The 1,031-nt window shown below is 74.2% G+C and carries 1 protein-coding gene and 1 pseudogene; one reads left to right on the forward strand and one right to left on the reverse strand.

Annotation, left to right across the window (positions count from 1 at the left end; translation table 11 throughout):
- Positions 1-116: 116 nt before the first annotated feature.
- Positions 117-251, reverse strand: coding sequence for a 50S ribosomal protein L34 (rpmH, locus tag AC2W7M_RS26210; RefSeq protein WP_238122056.1), 135 nt, complete (start codon positions 249-251; stop codon positions 117-119).
- A 319-nt stretch (positions 252-570) separates the two neighbouring features.
- On the opposite strand from rpmH, the pseudogene AC2W7M_RS26215 reads away from it, so the two are divergent.
- Positions 571-1,031 (forward strand): annotated as a pseudogene (locus AC2W7M_RS26215) (NAD(P)/FAD-dependent oxidoreductase); the annotation flags it as partial.

A 1,031-nucleotide genomic window follows, 5' to 3' on the forward strand; every position in this document is an offset into this window, starting at 1 on the left:
TCACAGCGCCTGCAGCAGAAAGGCAGGCGCGGCCCCGGGGCGGCCTTGGCGGCGGCGAGAAAGTCGCGGCGCTTGCGGAGGCGATCCACGACGGGCAGCTCCGCGGTCTCCACCTCTCAGGCGGACAGGCGCTTGCGGCCCTGGGCGCGGCGGGCGGCGATGACCTTGCGGCCGTTGCGGGTCGCCATGCGCGCACGGAAGCCGTGGCGGCGCTTGCGCACGAGCTTGCTGGGTTGATAAGTGCGCTTCACGGGTCTGGTCTCCGGGGTTCCTGTGGCCGCCGCGGTGACACGGACCCCAGCAGCAGCGCTGCGTCGGCGCCGTGCGCCGTGCCCGCTCGATCGGCTCGACAGGCGAGATCGTCTCGAGGAATGAGGGCTGGGCTCCGGCCGCCGGAGCCGCCTGAGTTCGGGGCGCTTATAGGGGGGCGAGGCGCGCGCGTCAATCGCCGCGCGCTTCGGGTCGTGGCCCGGTTCGCGTGCGGGGGCGAACCGGACGGCCTCTGCCTGCACAGGCGCCGCCGCCGCGTCCGCCCTTCCCAATCGTCCCGCCCGCGCTTAAATGGCGGCCATGGTCTCTCAGAAGGACGCGCCGCTCGTCTGCATCATCGGCGCTGGCCCCGCTGGCCTCGCCGCCGCCGAGCGCCTGGCCGCCGCCGGCCTTGCGGTCGCGGTCTATGACCGCATGCCCTCGCTGGCGCGCAAGTTCCTGATGGCGGGACGCGGCGGGCTGAACCTCACCCATTCCGAGCCGTTCGAGCGGCTCGTCACCCGCTACGGCGAGGCGAGCGACCACCTCCAGGCCGCGCTCGCGGCCTTCCCGCCGTCGGCGCTGATGGACTGGGCGCAGGGGCTGGGCGAGGAGCCCTTCGTCGGCACCAGCGGGCGGGTCTTTTCCGAAGAGCTTCAAGGCCTCGCCGCTGCTGCGCGCCTGGCTCGGCCGGCTCTCGGCGGCGGGCGTCGCGTTCCATGCCCGCCACGCCTGGCGCGGCGTGGGACGCGGCCGGGCACCTGCTGTTCGACACGCCCGAC

The organism is Xanthobacter sp. BG11Y11_SDJG, assembly GCF_057364445.1.